Raw genomic sequence first — 2,362 nt, 5'->3', positions numbered from 1 at the left:
GTATTTTGCAAGTAAAAAGTGCAGAGAATTGCAGAGAAAAATGCAGAGTGTTGCCACCCAATATTTTTAAGTTCTCTTTGATAAAGCATGAGCTAATCGGAAGCTCGTCCCTGTGTATGAAATTACGTGGGCATGGTGAATCAATCGATCCACTAATGCAGCTGTTAAGCGTGAATCCGAGAATATCCGATTCCACTGACTAAATTCTAGATTTGATGTGATAATCAAGCTTTTCTGTTCATAACACTCTGAGATAATTTGAAATAGTAGCTCTGCACCTTCTTTTCCAAATGGGAGATAACCCATTTCATCTAATATGATTAAATCTACTTTCTCTAGTTTCTTCCGAAAGTTTGTTAATCTGCCATTAGTAAATGCTGACTCTAGTTCCTCCACTAGATGGGATACACGATAGAATCGAACCTCATATCCCTTTTCACAAGCACTTCTACCTAACGCCGAAGCTAAATGAGTTTTGCCAGTGCCAGGTGCCCCAACCAATATGATGTTTTCATGATGTTTAATAAAGTCTAAACTCATCAGTTCTTCTTTGTTCAAGTGGGGTGGTAAACAGATATCTTTATGCCATTCGTAATTCTCTAAAACTTTGTAATCTAAAAAACGAGCTTTTTTTATATTTCTAGCTACCTTTGCTTTTTCACGTCCATCTCGCTCTTTTAATAAGAGTTGAAGGACAAATTCATCGGGTGTTGTAAACGGGATATCTTCAAATTCCTCTGCGATATACGCTAAACGTAATTGCTTACATAATTGTTCAATCACTTCATTCATGATCCATTTCCCCCGATCCAGTCGGTTGTAACGCATCATACTGTGACCATTCGACATCATAAGGGTGAGACGTATCTTCCTTATCTTTCGATATCAGTTCGTAGAACTGTTCATCAATTTCCTTCATGCTGTGCTGTACTAATAGATTAATTATTCCGTTAATTCTTTGCTTTCTTAGAGCTAATGACGGTACTAATAAATATTCACATATGCGAGATGGCAAATATTCACGATATCGTGAATGGCCAACCACACGTGGCTTATGCATCCATTCTTTTAAAATATCAGACCATGGGATTAATCTACGTTTTCTCATGTAAGGTCTAAAATCGCTTAACAGTATTTCTCCTTCATTGGTAATGACTTTAAATTGATCCCAAAATACCACACAATAGAGCTGTTGATAGTTCTTTGCTTTTGGTACATGGATTAAATGTTGATCTAATTTAAATTCATTATATTTATTAAACTTAATCGCCATTTGTTTAAATACGGGATAATCGTTTTCTGGCAGTTTGAGCAGCTTTTTTTGTTCACTCTCCCAAAGTTCTTCAATTTGTTCTTCTTTTTGATAATGCTTTCTCTTTCGATCATCTACGAACTTCTGATAGAGTTGTTGAGTCAAATCATCAAAATCTTTCATGACAGGTGGTACGCTAAAGAAGTTATATCGAACGTATCCAACCTTTCTTTCTACATTTCCTTTTTCGTGACCACTTCGAGGATTACATACTTGTACTTGGAATCCATAATGGTTTTTAAATGCCATAAATTCATCTGTCAATTGAGCTTCACTTTCAGAACCTCGTACCTTTTTCACCGCAGGTGTTAAGTTATCAATTCGAATACTTAATGGAACGCCTCCTGCTTGTTTAAATAATTGCTTTAGACCACTTAGAAAACACTCTTGATTTTCAGAGGGAAGAGGTACAACGAAACCCGTATTACTTGCTGGAAATGACATGATTAACGCATGTACATCGACAATTTCACCTTCATGAACAGCTTCCATTACACCAAAATCTACTTGGGCTTCTCCTTCTGGATGTTCTAAACGTTCATATCCTTTTGATTTTTCATCTTCTCTTGCCGCTCTACAATCAGCTATAAAGTCGCAGACTGTACGATAAGAGCCTAAGAAACCCATAGTTACTAACGCCTCATACATTTGTTTATTTGTTCGACGTAGCTTTCTCTTTATTTTAGAATCTTCCTCTAACCAATCGATAATAATTTCACCCCATCGTTCTTTATACATCATTCCCTTTTTTATTATCTTCTTTTCTTGAGGAAGTTGATCTTCATCCCCATACTTCTTTGCGGTTCGCCAATTTATTGCTAAGGTATCCGCTATTTTGCTAATAGATAAACCTTTTTCATTTCGTAATGTTTTGATACAATTAATTTCAGACATTGCTAGCATCCTTTCATACCTCCACTGATAAGATTCGACACCTTTACAGTAGAGTGACTTGGGGTGGCTGGCAAGTCTTTTTTTATGGCACTAAAAAAAGTGCGGGACTCTGCACAAATATGCTGCACAAGTCTGCACTTTTATTTTGCAATAAAC

Annotated in this window: 2 protein-coding genes; both read right to left on the bottom strand. The window is 36.4% G+C overall.

Annotation, left to right across the window (positions count from 1 at the left end; genetic code table 11):
• Nucleotides 1-66: 66 nt before the first annotated feature.
• Nucleotides 67-792, bottom strand: coding sequence for an IS21-like element helper ATPase IstB (istB, locus tag D1606_RS18195; RefSeq protein WP_119417424.1), 726 nt, complete (start codon nt 790-792; stop codon nt 67-69).
• Nucleotides 785-2,215: an IS21 family transposase gene (istA, locus tag D1606_RS18190; RefSeq protein ID WP_119417423.1), complete on the bottom strand. Its 1,431-nt coding sequence runs from the start codon at nt 2,213-2,215 to the stop codon at nt 785-787. The genes istB and istA overlap by 8 nt, the downstream gene beginning before the upstream one ends.
• Between the last annotated feature and the right edge of the window lie 147 nt (nt 2,216-2,362).

The organism is Rummeliibacillus sp. POC4 (genome assembly GCF_003576525.1).
Classification (GTDB): domain Bacteria; phylum Bacillota; class Bacilli; order Bacillales_A; family Planococcaceae; genus Rummeliibacillus.
The sequence above is the reverse complement of the archived record's forward strand: the minus strand, read 5'-3'. Positions and strand labels throughout refer to the sequence as shown.

Excerpts from the sequence above, each read along its gene's own strand:
- istB (WP_119417424.1), bottom strand. The coding sequence starts at position 792 with ATGAATGAAGTGATTGAACAATTATGTAAGCAATTACGTTTAGCGTAT.
- istA (WP_119417423.1), bottom strand. The coding sequence starts at position 2,215 with ATGCTAGCAATGTCTGAAATTAATTGTATCAAAACATTACGAAATGAA.